The organism is Mycobacterium sp. Panama NTM2, from assembly GCF_054355555.1.
This window is the reverse complement of sequence record NZ_CM135953.1, coordinates 1568518-1589815: the sequence shown is the minus strand read 5'-3', so window position 1 is coordinate 1589815 and position 21298 is coordinate 1568518. Positions and strand designations below refer to the sequence as shown.

The following is a 21298-nucleotide window of genomic DNA, read 5'->3' as shown; positions in this document are numbered from 1 at the left end:
ACCGGTCAGTCGCGGCGCGCCCGCAACAGCAGGGCAGGCTCGTCGACCCGGCTGCCCACCTCGAGGCCGAGCGCGTCGGCGTGCAGGTCGGTGACCACGCCGCGATACGTCGTCGGGCTGAGCTCTTCGACCGACCAGCCCTCGGCGAACGCGCCGCGCAGATCCTCCTCGCTGACCTGCGGTCCGAACCCGCGCCCCGCGTCGGAGAGCGCGAGCACCGCCACCAGCGCGCCCGGCAGCGTGGCGGTGCGCAGGCTGCGCACGGTCCGCACCCGGTCCTCGGCATCGAAGATGTGGAACAGGGCGCTGTCGATCACGGTGTCGAAGGTCGGCGATGCGCCGAGGTCGAGGGCGTCGCGGACAGCGAACCGCGCGTCGACGCCGTGGGCGGCGGCATTGCGCCGGGCCTGCTCGACGGCCGTGGGGGCGCCGTCGACGCCCAGCACGTCGTAGCCGAGCCGGGTGAGCAGGATGGTGTGCTCGCCGGTTCCGCAGCCGATGTCGAGCACGCGGCCGCGGATGTGGCCGTCGCGTTCGAGCGCGACGATCGCCGGCTGCGGCTCGCCGATGACCCATGGTGGGGTCCGGTTCTTATAGGAGTCGTCGAATCGGGCGAGGGCGGGTGTCTGGTCCATCCGCCCAGTGTTCAACCTGAACGAATGTTGAGGTCAACGGTCGAGCTCCGAACGGCATCTCCGACGCACGCGCCGCGGCTACCATCGCGCTCATGGTGCTGCCGTCGTCGTCCGAGCCGCAACTCGCGCTGAGGGTCCTCGTCTACAGCAGCAACCCGCGCACGCGCGAGCAGGTGCAGCTGACGCTCGGAAAACGGGTGCATCCGGACCTCCCCGAACTGAACTACGTCGAGGTCGCCACCGGGCCGATGGTGATCCAGCAGATGGACGCGGGTGGCTTCGACCTGGCGATCCTCGACGGCGAGGCCACCCCGGTGGGCGGAATGGGAATCGCGAAACAGCTCAAGGACGAGGTCGACGACTGCCCGCCGGTGCTGGTGCTCACCGGGCGACCGGACGACGCCTGGCTCGCACGCTGGTCACGTGCCGAGGCCGCGGTACCCCACCCCATCGACCCGATCCGGCTCGGCGACGCCGTCGTGTCGCTCTTACGGCCCCGTCAGTGACCAGAGCCGCACGTTAACGCCCTGTCACGCTTGCTTTTTCGGGACGTCACCGGGGCCGACTGACACTCCTTTAGAGATACTCATCAAAATGTGTGGCGCAGGTCGCTATCAGGGTTAGGGTGTGTGAAAGCTCACATCGACAGCCCGCGAGGAGCTCCTACGCAGCATGAGCCTGTACACCCCGATCCTGGTGCTTGGTGCGATAGCTGCCGTGTTCGCGGTCGGTTCGGTGGGCATCGCGGTCCTCATCGGTCCACGTCGCTACAACCGCGCCAAGCTCGAGGCCTACGAGTGCGGCATCGAGCCGATGGACGCCGGCGATCCCGCGGCCGCCGCCACCGGTCAGCGATTCCCCATTCGCTACTACCTGACCGCGATGCTGTTCATCGTCTTCGACATCGAGATCGTGTTCCTGTACCCGTGGGCCGTCGCGTTCGACAGTCTCGGCGTGTTCGCGCTGGTCGAGATGCTGCTGTTCATGGTGATCGTCTTCGTCGCCTACGCCTACGTGTGGCGCAGAGGAGGCCTGCAATGGGACTAGAGGAACGGTTGCCCGGCGGCATCCTGCTCTCCACGGTCGAGGCGGTCGCCGGCTACGTCCGCAAGGGCTCGCTGTGGCCGGCGACCTTCGGGTTGGCGTGCTGCGCGATCGAGATGATGGCGACGGCGGGACCTCGGTTCGACATCTCCCGCTTCGGCATGGAGCGGTTCTCCGCGACACCGCGGCAGGCCGATCTGATGATCGTGGCGGGCCGGGTCAGCCAGAAGATGGCCCCAGTGCTGCGCCAGATCTACGACCAGATGGCCGAGCCGAAATGGGTGCTGGCCATGGGTGTGTGCGCGTCGTCGGGCGGGATGTTCAACAACTACGCGGTGGTGCAGGGCGTCGACCACGTGGTGCCGGTGGACATCTACCTGCCCGGCTGCCCGCCCCGTCCGGAGATGCTGTTGCACGCGATCCTCAAGCTGCACGACAAGATTCAGCAGATGCCGCTCGGGGTCAACCGCGAGGAGGCCATCAGGGAGGCCGAGCAGGCGGCGCTCGCGGTGCCGCCGACGATCGAGCTGAAAGGCCTGCTGAGGTGACCGGCACCGAGGGCACCGGCCCCGAGGTGATCGGCGTGCGGCGCGGCATGTTCGGCGCGAAGGGTAGTGGGGACACGTCCGGTTACGGTCGGCTGATCCGGCCGGTCGCGCTGCCGGGTAGCAGCCCTCGGCCCTACGGTGGCTACTTCGACGAGGTCGTCGACGCGGTGACCGCCGCCCTCGGTGAGGACGTGACGGCCGAGGCGATCGAGAGGGTCGTCGTGTTCCGGGGAGAGCTCACCCTCGAGGTACACCGCGCACGACTGGTCGACGTCGCGCAGGCCCTGCGCGACGATGCCGCTCTGCGCTTCGAGCTCTGCCTGGGGGTCAGCGGCGTGCACTACCCCGATGACACGGGGCGGGAGCTGCATGCGGTGTATCCGCTGATGTCGATCACCCACAACCGCCGCATCCGCGTGGAAGTGACTGCGCCGGACGGTGATCCGCACATCCCGTCTCTGTTCTCGGTGTACCCGACCACCGACTGGCATGAGCGGGAGACCTACGACTTCTTCGGCATCGTCTTCGACGGACATCCGTCGCTGACCAGGATCGAGATGCCCGACGACTGGGTCGGCCACCCGCAACGCAAGGACTACCCGCTGGGCGGCGTGCCGGTCGAGTACCACGGGGCCCAGATCCCGCCGCCCGATCAGCGGAGGTCCTACAACTGATGACCATCTCAGAACACCGCCCGGAGAGGGTGGTCGTCGTCGGCGGCCAGGATTGGGACCAGGTCGTCACCGCCGCACGCGAGAATGCCGGCGAGCACGCCGGCGAACGGATCGTGGTCAACATGGGTCCGCAACATCCGTCGACCCACGGGGTGCTGCGGCTCATCCTCGAGATCGAGGGTGAGACGATCGTCGAGGCCCGTTGCGGTATCGGCTATCTGCACACCGGTATCGAGAAGAATCTCGAATTCCGGACGTGGACACAGGGTGTCACCTTCGTGACCCGGATGGACTACCTGTCCCCGTTCTTCAACGAGACGGTGTACTGCCTGGGAGTCGAGAAGCTCCTCGACGTCACCGACGAGATCCCCGAACGAGCCTCGGTGATCCGGGTGATGATGATGGAGCTCAACCGCATCTCCAGCCATCTGGTCGCGCTGGCGACCGGCGGCATGGAACTCGGCGCGATGACGGCGATGTTCCTCGGTTTCCGCGAGCGCGAACTCATCCTCTCGGTGTTCGAGACGATCACCGGCCTGCGGATGAACCATGCCTACATCCGGCCCGGCGGTGTCGCTGTCGATCTGCCGGACGAGGCCATGCCGCAGCTGCACGAGCTGTTGACGCTGCTGCCCCAGCGGCTGCGCGACCTGGAGAACCTGCTCAACGAGAACTACATCTGGAAAGCGCGCACTCTCGGCGTCGGCTACCTGGATCTGACGGGATGCATGGCGCTGGGCATCACCGGGCCGGTGCTGCGCTCGACAGGACTTCCGCACGATCTGCGCAAAGCGCAGCCGTACTGCGGGTACGAGACGTACGACTTCGACGTCATCACTGACGATCGCTGTGATTCGTACGGCCGCTATCTGATTCGGGTCAAAGAGATGCGCGAGTCCCTCAGGATCGTCGAGCAGTGCGTGGAGCGCCTCGAGAGGCTGGCCGGGGCCCCGGTGATGATCGACGACAAGAAGCTCGCGTGGCCTGCGGACCTGAAGGTGGGTCCGGATGGTCTGGGTAACTCCGATGAGCACATCGCGAAGATCATGGGACGGTCGATGGAGGGCCTGATCCATCACTTCAAGATCGTCACCGAGGGTTTCCGGGTGCCGGCCGGGCAGGTGTACGCCGCCGTCGAATCGCCCCGAGGCGAACTCGGGGTACACATGGTCTCCGACGGCGGGACCCGGCCGTATCGCGTGCACTACCGCGACCCCTCGTTCACGAATCTGCAGGCGGTGGCGGCGATGTGCGAAGGCGGCATGGTGGCCGACGCGATCGCGGCGGTCGCGTCGATCGATCCGGTAATGGGCGGGGTGGACCGGTGAGTGTTTTTTTGGAGCTCGGCCAGCGTCCCGACGAACCCGGTCCGCCGATCCACGGGCCGGCCACGTATCCGGCCGACGTCACGGCGCGGTTGACACGCGATGCCGAGGAGATCGTCGGCCGCTACCCCGACGCGCGGTCGGCGCTGCTGCCGCTGCTGCACCTGGTGCAGGCCGAGGACGGCTATCTCACTCCGGCCGGAATCGCTTTCTGCGCAGAACGTCTGGGCTTGACACCGGCCGAGGTGACGGCTGTCGCGACGTTCTATTCGATGTACCGCCGCACGCCCACGGGCGACTACCTGGTGGGCGTGTGCACCAACACGCTGTGCGCGGTGATGGGCGGGGACGCGATCCTGGACACGCTGCAGGAGCACCTCGGAATCCTCGCCGGGCAGAACACCCTGGACGGTCGGATCACCCTCGAGCACGTCGAGTGCAATGCGGCCTGCGACTACGCCCCCGTGGTGATGGTGAACTGGGAGTTCTTCGACAACCAGACCCCGTCGTCGGCGCGTGATCTCGTGGACGCATTGCAGGCGGGTCAGCCGCCGACGCCGTCGCGCAGCGGCTCGCTGTGCACGTTCCGCGAGACGGCGAGAATCCTTGCTGGCGTTGGCCATTCCGCCGCCGGTGCTGACGCGGCGGGTCCGGGGGCTGCGACGCTGGCCGGTCTGCGGATCGCCCGGGAGCGTGGGATGAGCGCGCCGGAGGCCGACGCGCCCGCCACCGACAGCACCTCCCCGGCCCCGGGCCACGAGCAGGCCGCGGCCACCGAGGCCGTCAAAGACGAGCCTGCACCCGCACCGTCGGCCGAGGTCCCCGCGCGCGGGGACACCGCCGACACCGATCCGACCGCGACGGATGCCTCATGACTGCACTGACTCCGGTACTGAGCAGCTTCTGGGACGAACCGCAGCCGTGGACCATGGACACCTATCGTCGCCACGGCGGCTACGAAGCGCTCGGTAAAGCCCTGGCGATGGGCCCCGACGAGGTCATCACCCTGGTCAAGGACTCGGGACTGCGCGGCCGCGGCGGCGCGGGCTTCCCGACGGGAACGAAGTGGTCGTTCATTCCCCAGGGCGACGAGGGCGCGGCTGCCAAACCGCACTACCTGGTGATCAACGCCGACGAATCGGAACCCGGCACCTGCAAAGACATGCCGCTGATGCTGACCACGCCGCACTTCCTGGTCGAGGGTGCCATCATCGCCGCGTACGCGATCCGAGCCCACCATGCGTTCATCTATCTGCGCGGTGAGGTGCTTCCGGTGCTGCGCCGGCTGCAGGCCGCCGTCGCGGAGGCATATGCGGCCGGTTACCTGGGCACCGACATCGGCGGATCGGGATTCGATCTCGAGCTCGTGGTGCACGCCGGCGCAGGCGCCTACATCTGCGGCGAGGAGACCGCACTGCTGGACTCGCTGGAGGGGCGGCGGGGTCAGCCGCGACTGCGGCCGCCGTTCCCGGCCGTCGCCGGTCTGTACGCGTGCCCGACGGTGGTCAACAACGTCGAGTCGATCGCGAGCGTGCCGCCGATCCTGCGCAACGGCGTGGACTGGTTCCGGTCGATGGGCTCGGAGAAGTCGCCGGGGTTCACGCTGTACTCACTGTCCGGTCATGTCACGACGCCCGGCCAGTACGAGGCACCCCTGGGCATCACGCTGCGGGAGTTGCTCGACTATGCCGGCGGGGTGCGGGCCGGCCACGAGCTGAAGTTCTGGACGCCGGGCGGCTCGTCGACGCCACTGTTGACGGCCGAGCATCTCGACGTGCCCCTGGATTACGAAGGGATGGCCGGCGTCGGATCGATGCTGGGCACCAAGGCACTGCAGATCTTCGACGACACCACGTGCGTGGTGCGCGCGGTCCGGCGGTGGACGCAGTTCTACGCCCACGAGTCGTGCGGCAAGTGCACGCCGTGCCGGGAGGGCACCTACTGGCTGGCGCAGATCTACGAGCGGCTGGAGACGGGCCGGGGCACCGAGGCGGATCTCGACAAGCTGCTCGACATCTCCGACAACATCTTCGGCAAGTCGTTCTGTGCGTTGGGTGACGGCGCGGCGAGCCCGATTCTGTCGTCGCTGAGGTACTTCCGCGACGAGTACGAGGCCCATCTGGGCGGGGCGGGGTGCCCCTTCGACCCGTACGCGTCGATGCTGGCCGCACCGGAGGGAGTGGGCGCATGACGCACCTTCTTTCGCGCGAGCAGACGCGAACTCGAGTGGACACGCCGCGAGATTGCTCGAGTTCGCGTCTGCTCGCCGGAACAAAGGGGGGCACGTATGACGCTGGCTGAGCACAGTCACGACGCCCCGGCGGTCGAGATGGTCACGCTGACCATCGACGGCACCGAGGTGAGCGTGCCCAAGGGCACGTTGGTGATCCGCGCTGCCGAACTGATGGGCGTGCAGATCCCCCGCTTCTGCGACCACCCCCTGCTCGACCCCGTCGGCGCCTGCCGGCAGTGCCTGGTGGAGGTCGAAGGACAGCGGAAGCCGTTGGCGTCGTGCACCACCACGGTCTCCCCCGACATGGTGGTGCGCACCCAGCACACCTCCGAAGCGGCCGACAAGGCGCAGCACGGTGTCATGGAACTGCTGCTGATCAACCATCCGCTGGACTGCCCGATCTGCGACAAGGGCGGTGAATGCCCGCTGCAGAACCAGGCGATGTCACACGGCCGCACCGAAACCCGCTTCGACGACGTCAAGCGAACCTTCCCCAAGCCGATCGCGATCTCGTCGCAGGTGCTGCTCGACCGCGAACGCTGCGTGCTGTGCGCGCGGTGCACCCGGTTCTCCGATCAGATCGCCGGCGACCGGTTCATCGACCTGCTCGAGCGCGGCGCGAGCCAGCAGGTCGGGATCGCGACCGGTGAACCGTTCCAGTCGTACTTCTCCGGCAACACGGTGCAGATCTGCCCGGTCGGCGCGCTGACGGGCACCGCCTACCGGTTCCGCGCGCGGCCCTTCGATCTCGTGTCCAGCCCGAGCGTGTGTGAACACTGCGCGTCGGGCTGCGCGCAGCGCACCGACCATCGTCGGGGAAAGGTGTTGCGCCGCCTGGCCGGTGACGATCCCGAGGTCAACGAGGAGTGGAACTGCGACAAGGGCCGCTGGGCGTTCACCTACGCGACGGTCGGCGACCGCATCACCACACCGCTGATGCGCGAGGACGGCGCCCTACGTCCCGCGTCGTGGTCCGAGGCGCTCAGTGTCACGGCCCGGCGGCTCGCCGCGGCGGAGGGACGCGCCGGCGTGCTCGTCGGTGGGCGCTGCACGGCGGAGGACGCCTACATCTACTCGAAATTCGCCCGAATCATGTTGAACAGCAACGACATCGACTTCCGTAGTCGTCCGCACAGCGATGAGGAGACGGCTTTCCTCGGTACGCATGTCGCCGGGCTGCCGATGGACGTCACGTATGCGGATCTGGAGAACGCACCGGCAGTGCTGCTCGCCGGCTTCGAGCCCGAAGACGAATCGCCGATCGTCTTCCTGCGGCTGCGCAAGGCGGTCCGCAAGCGGGGTCTACAGGTGCTGTCGGTGGCGCCGTTCGCCTCGCGCGGTCTGCGCAAACTGTCCGGCGAACTGGTCTGCGCCGTACCCGGCGCGGAGGCCGCCGCAATCGACGGGCTCGCCGGCAACGTTCTGATGGCGATGCCCGGCGCGGTGATCCTGGTCGGTGAACGGCTCGCGAGCGCACCCGGCGCGCTGTCCGCGGCGGCGCGGCTCGCGGCCGGCACCGGAGCGCGGCTGGCATGGGTACCGCGCCGGGCCGGCGACCGCGGCGCCGTGGACGCCGGTGCGCTGCCCACCCTGCTGCCCGGCGGCCACCCCGTGCACGACGACGCCGCCCGGACGCTGATGGCGAAGAAATGGAACGTCGACGCGCTGCCTGCGGGGCGCGGACGCGACACCACCGGAATCCTGGCGGCCGCTGCCGCCGGTGACCTCGATGCGCTGGTGATCGGCGGTGTGGAGCTCGACGACCTGCCCGACCCCGCGGCCGCACGCGCGGCTCTGGACACGGCGCCGTTCGTCGTCAGCCTCGAGATGCGCCGCAGCGCTGTCACCGACCGCGCGGACGTGGTGTTCCCCGTCGCGCCTGTCGTGGAGAAGGCCGGCTCCTTCGTCAACTGGGAGGGCCGCATCCGTCCCTTCGAGCCGTCGCTGCAGACCAACGCGCTACCCGATTTCGGGGTGCTCGGATTCCTCGCCGACGAGCTCGGCATCGACCTGGGCACCCCCTCGGCGGCGGTCGTCGCCGACGAGCGGGCCCGCATCGGGTTGTGGTCGGGCGACCGGACCGGCAACGACGGCCCGATCTCGACGCCGCAGCCGGAAGCGGCCGCGGGCGAGGCGATCCTGGCGACCTGGCGGCTCCTGCTCGACCACGGTCGGTTGCAGGACGGCGAACCGCACCTCGCCGGCACCGCACACGCTCCGGTGGCACGGATGTCAGCGACCACGGCCGCCGAGATCGCCGTCCAGCCGGGCGATCCGGTGACCGTGTCCACCGAGCGGGGCTCGATCACGCTGCCACTGGTGGTGACCGAGATGGCCGACCGGGTGGTCTGGCTCCCGACCAATTCCCCGGGCTGCACGGTGCACGCGACGCTGGGTGTGTCATCGGGTGCCGTGGTGCGGATCGGGCGGGAGCAGCCGTGACGCCGACGACCTACCCCGATCCCACGTTGTTCGGCCATGACCCGTGGTGGCTGATCCTCGCCAAGGCCCTCGGGATCTTCGTGTTCCTGGTGCTGACCGTGCTCGTCGCAATCCTGCTGGAGCGAAAGATCTTGGGCCGCATGCAGATGCGGCTGGGCCCCAATCGGGTGGGTCCGCACGGGCTGCTGCAGTCGCTGGCCGACGGGGTGAAACTCGCACTCAAGGAAGGGCTCATCCCGGCGGGGGTCGACAAGTGGATCTACCTGGCCGCGCCGGTCATCTCGGTGATCCCCGCGTTCATGGCGTTCGCCGTGATCCCTCTGGGTGGGGAGACCTCGGTGTTCGGGCACCGCACCGCGTTGCAGCTGACGGATCTGCCGGTGGCGGTGCTCTACATCCTCGCGGTCACCTCGATCGGGGTGTACGGCATCGTGCTCGCGGGCTGGGCATCGGGGTCGGTGTACCCGCTGCTCGGTGGGCTGCGGTCGTCGGCGCAGGTGGTCTCGTACGAGATCGCGATGGCACTGTCGTTCGCGGCGGTGTTCATCTACTCCGGCACCATGTCGACCTCGGGCATCGTCGCCGCGCAGGAGAACACCTGGTTCGTGTTCCTGCTGCTGCCGTCGTTCCTGGTGTATCTGACCTCGATGGTGGGCGAAACCAACCGGGCGCCCTTCGATCTGCCCGAAGCCGAAGGCGAGCTCGTCGGCGGCTTCCACACCGAGTACTCGTCGCTCAAGTTCGCGATGTTCATGCTCGCCGAGTACGTCAACATGACCACCGTGTCGGCGTTGGCCACCACCCTGTTCCTCGGCGGGTGGCACGCGCCGCTACCGCTGAGCCTGTGGGACGGCGCGAATCACGGCTGGTGGCCGCTGCTGTGGTTCACCGCCAAGGTCTGGATGTTCCTGTTCGTGTTCATGTGGCTGCGCGCGACCCTGCCCCGGTTGCGCTACGACCAGTTCATGGCGCTGGGCTGGAAGATCCTGATCCCCGTGTCACTGGCGTGGATCATGGTCGTCGCCGTCACCCGCTCGCTCGGCGAGGAGGGCCTGCCGACCTGGGTGACCGCGCTGATCGGTCTCGCCGCGGTCGCCCTTGCGGCACTGGTGATGTTCTCGTGGCGATCCCGGCGGGCGCGCCGGGAGGCGTCCTCCCCCGCCCCTGTCCCCCCGGCAGTGTCCGGTGCCTTCCCGGTGCCCCCGATGCCTCAGACGTCCCGGAAGGAGCGTGCCGATGCCTAGGTTCCTCGACGCGATCGCAGGATTCGCCGTCACCTTCGGGGCGATGTTCAAAAAGCCTGTCACCGAGGAATATCCGGAGAAGCCAGGCCCGGTCGCGAAGCGCTACCACGGCCGGCACCAACTGAACCGCTACCCCGATGGCCTCGAGAAGTGCATCGGCTGCGAGTTGTGCGCCTGGGCCTGCCCGGCCGACGCGATCTTCGTCGAGGGCGCCGACAACACCGAGGAGGAGCGATTCTCCCCCGGTGAGCGTTACGGCAGGGTCTATCAGATCAACTATCTGCGATGCATCGGCTGCGGGCTGTGCATCGAGGCCTGCCCGACCCGCGCGCTGACCATGACCAACGACTACGAGCTGGCCGACGACAACCGGTCGGATCTGATCTACGGCAAGGACAAACTGCTCGCCCCGCTGAGTCCCGGCATGGAAGCACCCCCGCACGCCATGGCCCCGGGCAGCACAGACGACGACTACTACCTGGGCCACATCAAGCCCCTGGAAGCACGGTGACCCATGGGTGAGGCGGTTCTGTTCTGGGTGCTCGCCGTGGTCGCGGTGATCGGCGCACTCGGCGTCGTGTCAGCGCCGAAGGCGGTGTATTCGGCGATCTCGCTCGCGGTGACGATGATCGCCCTCGCGGTGCTCTACATCGCCGCCGACGCCCCGTTCCTCGGCGTCGTACAGGTGGTGGTGTACACCGGCGCGGTGATGATGCTGTTCCTGTTCGTGCTGATGCTGATCGGGGTGGATTCCTCGGAGTCGTTGGTGGAGACGCTGCGGGGGCAACGCATCGCGGCGATCGTGGTCGGCATCGGCTTCGGGGTGCTCCTGATCGCGGGGATCGGCACGGTGTCGACGACCGGGTTCACCGGTCTTGCGCAGGCGAATGCTCCATCCTCGGGTCGCTCGGCGAGCCTCTCCGAAGGCAACGTCGAAGGTCTGGCTGCACTGCTGTTCACGAAATATCTGTGGGCGTTCGAGCTGACCGGCGCACTGCTCATCACGGCCGCGCTGGGAGCCATGGTGCTCGCACACCGAGAGCGGTTCGAGCGCCGGAAAACTCAGCGGGAGTTGGCGATCGAGCGGTTCGCGCCCGGCGGTCACCCCACCACGCTGCCCAACCCCGGCGTCTACGCCAGGCACAACGCGGTCGACATCCCCGCGCGGCTGCCCGACGGGCGCGGGTCGGAGCTGTCGGTCAGCGCGATCCTGCAGCTACGTCCCGTCCCCAGCGACACAGGACCGACCGAGCCCAGCCGGGGTGGCCGGGACGGGAATCGGGAACTGCGGTGAGCCCGGACAACTACCTCTATCTGTCGGCGCTGCTGTTCACCATCGGCGCCGCCGGAGTCCTGCTGCGCCGCAACGCGATCGTGATGTTCATGTGCGTCGAGCTGATGCTCAACGCCTGCAACCTTGCGTTCGTCACCTTCTCCCGCGTCCACGGCACCCTCGACGGTCAGGTGGTGGCCTTCTTCACGATGGTGGTCGCCGCCTGTGAGGTCGTGATCGGGTTGGCGATCATCATGACGATCTTCCGGACACGACGCTCCGCCAACGTCGACGACGCCAGCCTGCTGAGGCACTAGGGCACCGATGACACTTCCCGTGTGGCTCCTGATCGCCCTGCCGCTGGGCGGCGCGGCTGTGCTGTTGCTGGGCGGACGCCGGACCGACCGATGGGGTCACCTCCTGGGCACGGCCGCGGCGCTGGCATCATTCGCCTGCGCCGCAACGCTCTTCGTCGCGATGCTGGGCCGCGCCACCGAGCAGCGCGCCGTGCACGAGACGCTGTTCCGCTGGGTTCCGGTCGGCGGCCTGCAGGTGGACTTCGGCCTGCAACTGGATCAGTTGTCGATGTGCTTCGCGCTGCTGATCACCGGTGTGGGCTCGCTGATCCACATCTACTCGATCGGCTACATGGCCGACGACCCGGACCGCCGGCGGTTCTTCGGCTATCTCAATCTGTTCCTGTCGGCGATGCTGCTGCTGGTGCTGGCCGACAACTACCTCGGGCTCTACATGGGCTGGGAGGGCGTGGGTCTGGCGTCCTACCTCCTGATCGGCTTCTGGTCGCACAAGCCGTCGGCCGCCACGGCCGCCAAGAAGGCGTTCGTCGTCAACCGGGTCGGTGACATCGGTCTCGCGGTGGCGCTGATGGTGATGTTCTCGGCGCTGGGGGCCGTGTCGTTCGAGGCGGTGTTCAGCGCGGCACCGCAACTGGGCGAGGGGACGCTGACGGCGATCGGCTTCATGCTGCTGCTCGCCGCATGCGGCAAGTCCGCGCAGGTGCCGCTGCAGTCGTGGCTCGGTGACGCGATGGAGGGCCCCACCCCGGTGTCGGCGCTCATCCACGCCGCCACGATGGTCACCGCCGGGGTGTACCTGATCGTGCGCTCGGCGCCGGTCTACGACCTCGCGCCGCACGCGCAGACCGCCGTGGTGGTCGTCGGTGCGGTCACGCTGTTGTTCGGGGCTGTCATCGGCTGCGCCAAGGACGACATCAAGAAGGCGCTCGCCGCGTCGACGATGAGCCAGATCGGTTACATGGTGCTGGCCGCCGGTCTCGGCCCGGCCGGCTACGCGTTCGCGATCATGCACCTGCTGACCCACGGCTTCTTCAAGGCCGGGCTGTTCCTCGGCGCCGGCTCGGTGATGCACGCCATGGACGACGAGGTGAACATGCGCCGCTACGGCGGTCTGCGCACGGCGCTGCCGATCACGTTCGCGACGTTCGGCCTCGGCTATCTCGCGATCATCGGCATCCCGCCGCTGGCCGGGTTCTTCTCCAAGGACGGCATCATCGAGGCGGCCCTCGGCGCCGGCGGCGCGAAGGGCGTGATCCTCGGCTCGGCAACGATTCTCGGCGCCGGTATCACCGCGTTCTACATGACACGGGTGATGCTGATGACGTTCTTCGGGGAGAAGCGCGGGGCGTCAACGGCGCATCCGCACGAGGCGCCCGCGGTGATGACGTGGCCGATGATCCTGCTGGCCATCGGCTCGGTGGGCGCGGGGGCCGCGCTGGCGATCGGGGGCACGTTGGAGCACTGGCTGGAACCGGTGGTCGGCGCGCACGAGGTGCATCATGTGCTGCCCGTGTGGGTGGTCACCGTGATCGTGCTGGCTGTCGTCGCGGTCGGCATCGCGGTCGCCTACCGGATGTACGGCGCCCGCTCGGTACCTGACGAGGCGCCGCAGGGCTCGGCGCTCACGGTCGCGGCGCGGCGCGACCTGTACGGCGACGCGTTCAACGAACGCGTGCTGATGGCGCCGGGCGCCCAACTGACCAGGGGGCTCACCGAACTGGACGACGAGGTGGTCGACGGCGCCGCGGGCGGGCTCGCCGCGGCGATCGGCCGGGTGTCCGACGGTCTGCGCGGCGTGCAGACGGGATTCGCCCGCTCGTACGCGTTGTCCATGCTCGCCGGCGCGACGTTCGTGGTCGCCCTGATCTTGGCGGTGAACCTGTGGTGACGACCGTGCCGTGGTTGACGGTCCTGTGGGCGGTTCCGATGGTGGGTGCGGTGGCGGTCATGCTGCTGCCCGCGACGGCGCGGTCGCTGGCGAAGTGGGTCGCGCTCGCGGTGTCACTGGTGGTCCTCGCGGTCACCGTTGTCGTCGCGGTCGGCTTCGACCCCGGCGGGGAGCAGTACCAGTTCGTCGAGAACTACCGCTGGATACCGTCTTTCGGCACCGGTTACATCCTCGGCGTCGACGGCATCGCGCTCGCCCTGGTGGTGCTCACCGCGGTGCTGGTTCCTTTGTTGATGGTCGCCGGCTGGAACGACGCGGGTGACCGGATCAGCTGGGGCGGCCGTTCGGTGCACGTCTACGTCGCGCTGACGCTGGCCGTCGAGGGCATGGTCCTGATCTCGCTGGTGTCACTGGACATCCTGCTGTTCTATGTGTTCTTCGAGGCCATGCTCATCCCGATGTACTTCCTCATCGGCGGGTTCGGTGGCCGCGAGCGCAGCCGGGCCGCGGTAAAGTTCCTGCTGTACAACCTCTTCGGCGGCCTCATCATGCTCGCCGCCGTGGTCGGCCTCTACGTCGCGACCGCGTCGAGCGACGCGTTCGATGCCGGCACCTTCGACCTGCGGGCGATCGTCGCCGCGGTCGCGGCCGGCGACTTCGTGATGAACCCGATCGTCATGCACCTGCTGTTCGGTGGGTTCATGTTCGCATTCGCGATCAAGGCGCCGCTGTGGCCGCTGCACCGTTGGCTGCCCGACGCCGCGGTCGAGGCGACCCCGGCGAGCGCGGTCCTGATGATGGCGATCATGGACAAGGTCGGCACGTTCGGCATGATCCGGTACTGCCTGCCCCTGTTCCCCGACTCCGCAACCTATTTCAGTCCGCTGATCATCACGCTGGCAGTGATCGGGATCATCTACGGCGCGGTCGTCGCGATCGGTCAGACCGATGTGATGAGGCTGATCGCCTACACGTCGATCTCGCATTTCGGTTTCATCATCCTGGGCATCTTCGTGATGACCAGCCAGGGTCAGGCGGGGTCGACGCTGTACATGGTCAACCACGGCATCTCGACGGCTGCACTGTTCCTGATCGCCGGATTCCTGGTGTCGCGGCGGGGGTCTCGCCTCATCAGCGCCTACGGCGGGGTGCAGAAGGTCGCACCGGTGCTGGCCGGCACCTTCCTGGTCGCCGGCCTGGCGACGCTGTCGCTGCCGGGTCTGGCTCCGTTCATCAGTGAGTTCCTGGTCCTGATCGGCACGTTCACCCGCTATCCGGTGTTCGGCGTGCTGGCCGCGAGCGCGCTCGTGCTGTCGGCGATCTACATCCTGTGGACGTATCAGCGGATGATGACCGGCCCCACCCCGGAGGCGCTGACCGACGGCGAGTCGCGCCTGCCCGACCTGCGGCCCCGCGAACTCGCCGTCGTCGCACCGCTGCTCGCGCTGCTGCTGGTCCTCGGCGTGTATCCCAAACCGGCGCTCGACGTCATCGATCCGGCGGTCACCCACACGCTCACCACGATCGACCGACCCGACCCGACACCGGCCACGGGGACGGCGGAAGGACCGGTGCGATGACCATTCCGACGCCGTCGGTCGAGTACAGCTTGATCGCCCCGATGTTGATCGTGTTCGGCGCGGCGGTGCTCGGCGTCCTGCTGGAAGCTCTTCTGCCGCGCGAGCATCGGTATCGCGCGCAGATCGCGCTCAGCCTGGTGGCGCTGGTCGGCGCGTTCGTCGCGGTCCTGCTGGCGGCGCGAGACATCGCGGGCGGCGACGGCGTAGCCGCGGTGATGGGCGCGGTCGCGGTCGACAAGCCCGGGGTGTTCCTCCAGGGCACCATCCTGCTGGTGGCTGTTCTCGGCGTGCTGCTCATCGGCGAGCGCCGCATCGCGATGCCGGACCGGGCCGACCGGGGCGGAGGGCTGGACGCGTTCACCCCGCAGGCCTCGGCGGTGGCCGGCAGCGTCGCCGAGAAACAAGCAACCACAGCGGGTGTCATCCAGACCGAGGTCTTTCCACTGACCATGTTCGCCGTCGGCGGCATGCTGCTGTTCCCCGCGGCCAACGACCTGCTGACGATGTTCATCGCGCTGGAGGTGCTGTCGCTGCCGCTGTATCTGCTGTGCGGGTTGGCCCGCCGGCGGCGGTTGCTGTCGCAGGAGTCGTCGCTGAAGTACTTTCTGCTGGGCGCCTTCTCGTCGGCGTTCTTTCTCTACGGCGCAGCGATGCTGTACGGCTACGCGGGAACGCTGTCTCTGCCGGGCATCGCGGCAGCGGTGTCCGACGATTCGGACACTCCGTCGCTCGCACTGGTGGGCATCGCCCTGCTGCTGGTCGGGGTGCTGTTCAAAGTCGGCGCGGTGCCGTTCCATTCCTGGATTCCCGACGTCTATCAAGGAGCGCCGACACCGATCACGGCGTTCATGGCCGCCGCCACCAAGATCGCCGCATTCGGCGCAATGCTGCGGGTGTTCTCCGTGGCGGTGCCCGGACTTCACGACGACTGGCGCCCGGTGCTGTGGGCGGTGGCGATCGCCACGATGGCAGTGGGCACAATCACGGCCGTCACACAGAACGACGTCAAGCGCATCCTGGCGTACTCGGCGGTCGCGCACAGCGGATTCATCCTGACGGGCGTGGTCGCAGGCACCGAATCGGGCCTCTCCGCGACGCTGTTCTATCTGTTCGCCTACGGGTTCTCCACGGTGGGCGCGTTCGCGGTGGTGGGTCTGGTGCGTGACGCCGACGGCGAGGAGGACACCGCGCTGGCACGGTGGGCCGGGCTGGGCAAGCGATACCCATTGGTGGGCATCGTGTTCTCACTGTTCCTGTTGGCATTCGCCGGCATTCCTCTGACGAGTGGGTTCGTCAGCAAGTTCGCGGTGTTCAAGGCGGCCGGCGAGGGCGGCGCGATCCCGTTGGTGGTCGTCGGTGTGATCGCCAGTGCGATCGCGGCGTACTTCTACGTGCGGGTGATCGTGCTGATGTTCTTCACCGACCGACCCGATGACGCCCCGACGGTGGTGGTCCCCAGTGTGCTGACGACGGGCGTCGTCGCGGTCACCGCGATCGTGACGTTCCTGCTCGGCGCGCTGCCGCAACCGCTGCTCGACGTGGTCGACGCGGCGGGCCGTTTCCTGCCCTGACGGGCCGCGAGCGCGCGCGAAATGCCAGCTGTGGCGGCGCGTCAGCGTGCAGACGCGCGCTTTCGCCGAAACTAGGTGACCACCCCGTGCAGCAGGATCGAGGTGGTGCTGTCCACCCACGCCGGGCTCGCCAGGTGGTCGGGAGCCTGCAGCATCGCCAACATCGTTGCCCCGCCGATCAAATGGACGAGGCCGTCGGGGTCGACGTCCGCGCGGACCTCGCCGCGATCCACGGCGTCGCGCAACCGTGTCCGCACCGCGTCGAACAGACCCGTGAAGCGGGCGCTGACGCGGCCCAGCAGCGCAGGGTCCGCCGACACGTCGGAGATCAACCCCGGGAGCGCGGCCGCGACGACCGGGCTGGTGAACACGTCTCGCGCGGCCGCCACCATCGCTCGTAGATCGGCGGCGATGTCGCCCGGCGGCGCGTCGATCGCCGTCGGCGTCACCGGGAACACCGCCTCGTGGATGAGTTCCGCCTTGCTCGACCACCGGCGGTAGAGCGCGGTTTTGGTCGTTCCCGCCCGCTCGGCGACAGCGGCCATCGTCACGTTGGGATAACCGATCTCGACCAGCAGGTCGGCGGTGGCACGCAGAATGGCGGCGTCGATGCGGGGATCGCGTGGACGTCCGGCGCTCGGGGGCTTGTCAGCCGACGGCGGGTCTGCTTTCATAACGCTACCCACCGTAACGTATTCGCGGTGCCGCGGCGTCGAATCCGTGGCGGGAAGGAGCTTCTCGTGCCCAGCCACACCAGCGGCGTCACCGGCGGCGAGCCCGCAGTCGAAGACGTCGAGCGACTCCAGCGGTCGAGCCGCGACATGACCGATGTGCCGGCCCAGCTGTCGCGCTGGCTGTCGTCCCTGATGCCCGACACCATCCCTGAGATCACCGTCGACAGCGGCATCGACGCCAACGGTATGTCGTCGGAGACCATCCTGCTATCGGGTCGCTGGACCCACGGCGGCCGCCCTGTCGAGCAGCGCTGGGTGGCCCGCGTCGCACCGTCGGACGCCGACGTTCCGGTGTTCGGCCACTATCGACTCGATCACCAGCACGAGGTCATCCGGCTGGTCGGTGAGCTGACCGACGTGCCGGTGCCCCAGGTGCGGTGGCTCGAGCCGACCGGTGACGTCCTCGGCCGGCCGTTCTTCCTGATGGATCGCGTTGACGGAGTCGTCCCACCCGACGTCATGCCCTACACCTTCGGTGGCAACTGGCTGTTCGACGCCGACCCGGCCCAGCAGCGCCGCCTCCAGGACGAGACGATCGCGGTGCTGGCGAAGCTCCATTCGATCCCCAACGCACAGCAGACATTCGGCTTCCTGCAGGACGTCGATCCCCCCGGCGAGACCGCACTGCACCGCCACTTCGGGTGGTTGAGGCACTGGTACGAGTTCTGCGTGCCCGACATCGGTCGCGCACCCCTGGTCGAGCGCGCGCTGACGTGGCTCGAGCAGCATTTCCCCTCCGACGTCGCAGCGGCCGAACCCGTTCTCGCATGGGGTGATTCACGCATCGGCAATGTGATCTACCGCGACTTCTCCCCCGTCGCCGTCCTCGACTGGGAGATGGCCACCGTCGGCCCCCGCGAACTCGACGTGGCGTGGCTCGGCTTCGCGCACATGGTGTTCCAGGAGCTGACCAAGCTCGCCGGCCTGCCCGGGATGCCGGACTTCCTGACCGAGGACGACATCCGCGCCACGTATCGGGAGCTCACCGGCGTCGAGGTCGGCGACCTGCGCTGGTTCCACGTCTACTCCGCGGTGGTGTGGTGCTGTGTGTTCATGCGGACCGGGGCGCGGCGCGTGCACTTCGGCGAGATCGAGCAGCCCGACGACGTCGAGTCGCTCTTCTACCACGCCTCACTGCTGAAGAAGTTGTTAGGAGAGACCGCGTGATGCTCGGACCCATGGACGAATATCCGGTACATCAACTTCCGCAGCCGATCGCGTGGCCGGGGTCCTCGGACCGCAACTTCTACGACCGGTCGTATTTCAACGCCCACGACCGCACCGGCGACATCTTCGTGATCAGCGGCATCGGCTACTACCCCAACCTCGGCGTGAAGGACGCTTTCCTCCTCGTGAGGCGCGGCGACACCCAGACCGCGGTCCATCTGTCCGACGCCATCGACCAGGATCGGCTCAACCAGAACGTCGGCGGCTACCGCGTCGAGGTGATCGAACCGCTGCGCAAGCTGCGCATCGTCTGCGACGACACCGAGGGCATCGCGGCCGATCTCACCTGGGAGGGGTTGTTCGACGTCGTCCAGGAGCAGCCGCACATCATGCGGCGCGGCACCCGGGTCACGTTGGACGCCCAGCGTTTCGCCCAGGTGGGGTCCTGGAGCGGGCAGCTGTCGATCGATGGTGAGGACATCACGGTCGATCCCGCGCGCTGGATCGGCACCCGCGACCGGTCCTGGGGAATCCGTCCCGTCGGCGAAGCGGAACCCGCGGGACGACCCGACGACCCACCGTTCGAGGGCATGTGGTGGCTCTATGTGCCGATGGCCTTCGACGACTTCGGGATCGTGATCATCATCCAGGAGGATCCGCAGGGCTTCCGCTCACTCAACGACTGCACGCGGATCTGGAAGGACGGCCGTGTCGAACAGCTCGGCTGGCCGCGGGTGACCATCCACTACCGCTCCGGCACCCGGATCCCCACCAGTGCCACCATCGAGGCGACCGGAAGTGACGGCAGTGCAGTGCATTTCGACGTCGAGTCGAAACTTCCGGTGCCGATCCACATCGGCGGTGGCTACGGCGGGGACTCCGACTGGCTGCACGGCATGTGGCGGGGCGAGCGCTTCACCGAGCGTCTGACCTACGACATGACCGATCCGGCGATCATCGGCCGCGCGGGGTTCGGGGTGATCGATCATGTCGGCCGCGCTGTGTGCCGCGACGCCGACGGCACCGAGCGTGAAGGCTGGGGCCTGTTCGAGCACGGCGCGCTCGGCCGCCACGATCCGTCCGGCTTCGCCGACTGGCTCTCCGTCGCGCCCTGAGCCCAGCGCTCAGGCGGGGTGCGGTTCCCGCACGGCGGCGCGGCCGAACACCATCGACTCCTCGATGCGGTCGAAGCGGTGATCGATGACGTCGAGCACGTAGTTGTGGCGCACGTTCCAGGGACGGCGCGTGCCGGATCGGGGCAGCGCGTGCGGTGCGCGTTTGATGTAGCCGGCCTCGAGATCGAACGTCGGCTTCTCGGTGATCGGGGCGTCGCCGCGATGCGGATAGGCGTGCGTGTAGCCGTGAGTTCGCATGTAGGCGATCAGCTTCGCCACGGCCTTCGCCGTCATGTCGGCCCGCAGCGTCCACGACGCGTTCGTGTAGCCGATGCACCACGCCATGTTCGGCAGATCCTCCAGCAGGTACTCCTTGTAGACGAACCGGTCGGTCGGCTCGATCTCCGCACCGTCGACCAACACCCGGATGCCGCCGAGGGCCTGCAGTTGCAGGCCGGTCGCGGTCACGATGACGTCGGCGTCGAGGCGCCTGCCGGACGTCAGCACGATGCCGCTCTCGTCGACGTGGTCGATGGTGTCGGTGACGACCTCGGCCCGACCCGCGCTGATGTGCTCGAACAGGTCATGGTCGAGCACCAGGCACATCCGCTGGTCCCAGGGGTTGTATCGCGGCTTGAAATGCACGTCGACGTCGTAACCGGGAGGCAGTGCCGCCGCCGTCCGGTTGCGGATCAGCCAGCGCCCGAAGCGGGGCGCCTTGCGGAACATGAAATACGTCAGCACGTGGAACATCGCGTTCCGGAAGCGCACCACCGTATGGGACAGCCGGCGCGGCAGCAGCCTGCGAATGGCGTCGACCATGGGGTCGATGCGCGCCATCGACATCATGTAGGTCGGTGAGCGCTGCAGCATCGTGACGTGCGCGGCCTTGTCGCTGAGGGCGGGGATCAGGCTGATCGCGGTGGCGCCGCTGCCGATCACCACCGCGCGCTTGCCGGTGAGGTCGAGATCCTCGGGCCAGAACTGCGGGTGGATCACCTGTCCGCCGAAGGAATCGAGCCCGGCGATGTCGGGCCGGTAGGGGTCGTCGTAGCTGTAGTAGCCGGTCCCGCAGAACAGGAACCGACCGCGGAACACCTTCTCCTGCCCGTGCTGTCGGGCCCGCACCGTCCAGGTGTCGCTGCCCGAGTCCCATTCGACGGAGGTGACGTGGGTGTCGAACTGGATGTGCCGGTCGATGCCGTGCTTGCGCGCGGTCTCGGTCAGGTAGTCGCGGATGTGCTCGCCGTCGGCGACGTTCTCCCGGCGGGTCCATGGCTCCCACGGGAACGAGAGGGTGAAGATGTCGCTGTCGGAGCGGATTCCGGGATAGCGGAACAGGTCCCAGGTGCCGCCGATGCGGGAGCGTCGTTCCAGGATCGTGTACCGCACGCCGGGGTTGCGTTCCGAGATCCGGTAGGCCGCGCCGATGCCCGAGATGCCGGCACCGATGATCACGACGTCCGAGATGTCCTCCACCCGTACCTCCTGTGGTCCGCAGGCGTACC

20 protein-coding genes are annotated in these 21298 nt (G+C 68.1%); 17 read left to right on the top strand and 3 right to left on the bottom strand.

Translation table 11 applies throughout. The features are described 5' to 3' along the window. Positions 1-5: 5 nt before the first annotated feature. The gene (locus ACXYX3_RS07580) at positions 6-635 is read right to left on the bottom strand and encodes a class I SAM-dependent methyltransferase (RefSeq protein ID WP_458611111.1); all 630 of its coding nucleotides are present in this window, start codon (positions 633-635) and stop codon (positions 6-8) included. Positions 636-727: 92 nt separating this feature from the next. Here ACXYX3_RS07580 and ACXYX3_RS07575 point away from each other — a divergent pair, with 92 nt between their 5' ends. From ACXYX3_RS07575 to nuoN, 15 genes are all read left to right on the top strand, one after another. Continuing rightward, positions 728-1141, top strand: coding sequence for an Rv3143 family two-component system response regulator (locus tag ACXYX3_RS07575; protein ID WP_241202772.1), 414 nt, complete (start codon positions 728-730; stop codon positions 1139-1141). Positions 1142-1307: 166 nt separating this feature from the next. Then, a complete protein-coding gene (locus tag ACXYX3_RS07570; RefSeq protein ID WP_241202773.1) occupies positions 1308-1682 on the top strand; it encodes an NADH-quinone oxidoreductase subunit A in 375 nt (124 codons plus the stop codon). Further along, a complete protein-coding gene (locus tag ACXYX3_RS07565; RefSeq protein ID WP_458611108.1) occupies positions 1673-2227 on the top strand; it encodes a NuoB/complex I 20 kDa subunit family protein in 555 nt (184 codons plus the stop codon). The genes ACXYX3_RS07570 and ACXYX3_RS07565 overlap by 10 nt, the downstream gene beginning before the upstream one ends. Continuing rightward, complete coding sequence (locus ACXYX3_RS07560) at positions 2224-2901, top strand: NADH-quinone oxidoreductase subunit C (protein WP_458611106.1); 678 nt, start codon at positions 2224-2226, stop codon at positions 2899-2901. Before ACXYX3_RS07565 ends, ACXYX3_RS07560 begins: the two co-directional genes overlap by 4 nt. Next, on the top strand, positions 2901-4229 hold the full coding sequence (gene nuoD / locus ACXYX3_RS07555) for an NADH dehydrogenase (quinone) subunit D (RefSeq protein WP_241202776.1): 1329 nt from the start codon (positions 2901-2903) through the stop codon (positions 4227-4229). Before ACXYX3_RS07560 ends, nuoD begins: the two co-directional genes overlap by 1 nt. Next, positions 4226-5101 carry an NADH-quinone oxidoreductase subunit NuoE gene (gene nuoE / locus ACXYX3_RS07550; RefSeq protein WP_458611104.1) on the top strand — a complete coding sequence of 292 codons (876 nt, stop codon included), beginning with the start codon at positions 4226-4228 and terminating at the stop codon, positions 5099-5101. Before nuoD ends, nuoE begins: the two co-directional genes overlap by 4 nt. Beyond that, positions 5098-6417 carry an NADH-quinone oxidoreductase subunit NuoF gene (nuoF, locus tag ACXYX3_RS07545; RefSeq protein WP_458611102.1) on the top strand — a complete coding sequence of 440 codons (1320 nt, stop codon included), beginning with the start codon at positions 5098-5100 and terminating at the stop codon, positions 6415-6417. The genes nuoE and nuoF overlap by 4 nt, the downstream gene beginning before the upstream one ends. Positions 6418-6513: 96 nt before the next feature. After that, a complete protein-coding gene (locus ACXYX3_RS07540; protein ID WP_458611100.1) occupies positions 6514-8901 on the top strand; it encodes an NADH-quinone oxidoreductase subunit G in 2388 nt (795 codons plus the stop codon). Then, positions 8898-10145 (top strand): NADH-quinone oxidoreductase subunit NuoH, encoded by a 1248-nt coding sequence (gene nuoH, locus ACXYX3_RS07535; RefSeq protein ID WP_458611098.1) that lies wholly within the window; start codon positions 8898-8900, stop codon positions 10143-10145. Before ACXYX3_RS07540 ends, nuoH begins: the two co-directional genes overlap by 4 nt. Next, positions 10138-10656 carry an NADH-quinone oxidoreductase subunit NuoI gene (gene nuoI / locus ACXYX3_RS07530; protein ID WP_241202781.1) on the top strand — a complete coding sequence of 173 codons (519 nt, stop codon included), beginning with the start codon at positions 10138-10140 and terminating at the stop codon, positions 10654-10656. The genes nuoH and nuoI overlap by 8 nt, the downstream gene beginning before the upstream one ends. A gap of 3 nt (positions 10657-10659) precedes the next feature. Further along, positions 10660-11439: an NADH-quinone oxidoreductase subunit J gene (locus ACXYX3_RS07525; RefSeq protein WP_458611096.1), complete on the top strand. Its 780-nt coding sequence runs from the start codon at positions 10660-10662 to the stop codon at positions 11437-11439. Beyond that, complete coding sequence (nuoK, locus tag ACXYX3_RS07520) at positions 11436-11735, top strand: NADH-quinone oxidoreductase subunit NuoK (RefSeq protein ID WP_241202783.1); 300 nt, start codon at positions 11436-11438, stop codon at positions 11733-11735. The genes ACXYX3_RS07525 and nuoK overlap by 4 nt, the downstream gene beginning before the upstream one ends. A gap of 7 nt (positions 11736-11742) precedes the next feature. Then, positions 11743-13623 (top strand): NADH-quinone oxidoreductase subunit L, encoded by a 1881-nt coding sequence (gene nuoL / locus ACXYX3_RS07515; RefSeq protein ID WP_458611094.1) that lies wholly within the window; start codon positions 11743-11745, stop codon positions 13621-13623. Then, positions 13617-15203 (top strand): NADH-quinone oxidoreductase subunit M, encoded by a 1587-nt coding sequence (locus ACXYX3_RS07510; protein WP_458611092.1) that lies wholly within the window; start codon positions 13617-13619, stop codon positions 15201-15203. Before nuoL ends, ACXYX3_RS07510 begins: the two co-directional genes overlap by 7 nt. Then, on the top strand, positions 15200-16774 hold the full coding sequence (gene nuoN / locus ACXYX3_RS07505; RefSeq protein ID WP_458611091.1) for an NADH-quinone oxidoreductase subunit NuoN: 1575 nt from the start codon (positions 15200-15202) through the stop codon (positions 16772-16774). Before ACXYX3_RS07510 ends, nuoN begins: the two co-directional genes overlap by 4 nt. 71 nt (positions 16775-16845) lie before the next feature. Here the strand turns inward: nuoN and ACXYX3_RS07500 are convergent, their stop codons facing one another. Next, a complete protein-coding gene (locus ACXYX3_RS07500; protein ID WP_241202787.1) occupies positions 16846-17448 on the bottom strand; it encodes a TetR/AcrR family transcriptional regulator in 603 nt (200 codons plus the stop codon). A 147-nt stretch (positions 17449-17595) separates the two neighbouring features. On the opposite strand from ACXYX3_RS07500, the gene ACXYX3_RS07495 reads away from it, so the two are divergent. Next, positions 17596-18675: a phosphotransferase family protein gene (locus ACXYX3_RS07495; protein WP_241203182.1), complete on the top strand. Its 1080-nt coding sequence runs from the start codon at positions 17596-17598 to the stop codon at positions 18673-18675. Then, complete coding sequence (locus tag ACXYX3_RS07490) at positions 18675-19790, top strand: Rv3169 family protein (RefSeq protein WP_458611089.1); 1116 nt, start codon at positions 18675-18677, stop codon at positions 19788-19790. Before ACXYX3_RS07495 ends, ACXYX3_RS07490 begins: the two co-directional genes overlap by 1 nt. Before the next feature lie 9 nt (positions 19791-19799). On the opposite strand, the gene ACXYX3_RS07485 is transcribed toward ACXYX3_RS07490, so the two are convergent. Beyond that, positions 19800-21269: a flavin-containing monooxygenase gene (locus ACXYX3_RS07485; protein WP_458611087.1), complete on the bottom strand. Its 1470-nt coding sequence runs from the start codon at positions 21267-21269 to the stop codon at positions 19800-19802. Positions 21270-21298: the final 29 nt, after the last annotated feature.

Coding starts and splice junctions, on each gene's coding strand:
- ACXYX3_RS07580 (WP_458611111.1), bottom strand. CDS start 635: ATGGACCAGACACCCGCCCTCGCCCGATTCGACGACTCCTATAAGAAC.
- ACXYX3_RS07575 (WP_241202772.1), top strand. CDS start 728: ATGGTGCTGCCGTCGTCGTCCGAGCCGCAACTCGCGCTGAGGGTCCTC.
- ACXYX3_RS07570 (WP_241202773.1), top strand. CDS start 1,308: ATGAGCCTGTACACCCCGATCCTGGTGCTTGGTGCGATAGCTGCCGTG.
- ACXYX3_RS07565 (WP_458611108.1), top strand. CDS start 1,673: ATGGGACTAGAGGAACGGTTGCCCGGCGGCATCCTGCTCTCCACGGTC.
- nuoD (WP_241202776.1), top strand. CDS start 2,901: ATGACCATCTCAGAACACCGCCCGGAGAGGGTGGTCGTCGTCGGCGGC.
- nuoF (WP_458611102.1), top strand. CDS start 5,098: ATGACTGCACTGACTCCGGTACTGAGCAGCTTCTGGGACGAACCGCAG.
- ACXYX3_RS07540 (WP_458611100.1), top strand. CDS start 6,514: ATGACGCTGGCTGAGCACAGTCACGACGCCCCGGCGGTCGAGATGGTC.
- nuoI (WP_241202781.1), top strand. CDS start 10,138: ATGCCTAGGTTCCTCGACGCGATCGCAGGATTCGCCGTCACCTTCGGG.
- ACXYX3_RS07525 (WP_458611096.1), top strand. CDS start 10,660: ATGGGTGAGGCGGTTCTGTTCTGGGTGCTCGCCGTGGTCGCGGTGATC.
- nuoL (WP_458611094.1), top strand. CDS start 11,743: ATGACACTTCCCGTGTGGCTCCTGATCGCCCTGCCGCTGGGCGGCGCG.
- nuoN (WP_458611091.1), top strand. CDS start 15,200: ATGACCATTCCGACGCCGTCGGTCGAGTACAGCTTGATCGCCCCGATG.
- ACXYX3_RS07500 (WP_241202787.1), bottom strand. CDS start 17,448: ATGAAAGCAGACCCGCCGTCGGCTGACAAGCCCCCGAGCGCCGGACGT.
- ACXYX3_RS07495 (WP_241203182.1), top strand. CDS start 17,596: ATGACCGATGTGCCGGCCCAGCTGTCGCGCTGGCTGTCGTCCCTGATG.
- ACXYX3_RS07490 (WP_458611089.1), top strand. CDS start 18,675: ATGCTCGGACCCATGGACGAATATCCGGTACATCAACTTCCGCAGCCG.